The organism is Dellaglioa sp. CoH-56-MRSF-10 (assembly GCF_056782175.1).
In genome coordinates, this window is sequence record NZ_JBXAYF010000116.1 from 1 (window position 1) to 268 (window position 268).

1 protein-coding gene is annotated in these 268 nt (G+C 47.0%); it reads left to right on the forward strand.

All coding sequences use genetic code 11. The features are described from left to right. Positions 1–40: 40 nt before the first annotated feature. A partial coding sequence (locus AC1RP4_RS08025) for a hypothetical protein (RefSeq protein ID WP_481763281.1) occupies positions 41–268 on the forward strand: 228 nt, incomplete at its 3' end.

Below are 268 nucleotides of genomic sequence, written 5' to 3' on the forward strand. Positions count from 1 at the left end.
GTTTTTGCCTTTGGCACTTACGCATAGCGCGAAGATCGTGATGGAAGAGCATGATGTCGAGGTTTGGGACCGAAAAGAACTTTTGGTCGAAACTGAAACTATCGATGAAAGGCGTGAACTTAATGAGTGGTTTTGGGAAATTTCTGCGTCTGTCTCGAATTTCACGCCCAAATCGCTTTTCTACAAACGTGAGTTCGAGGTTGCGGGGCGTCGATTTCTTGGCGTGTTTCCTATCGAGGTTCCCTACGACCATTTCGTATACAGGCTG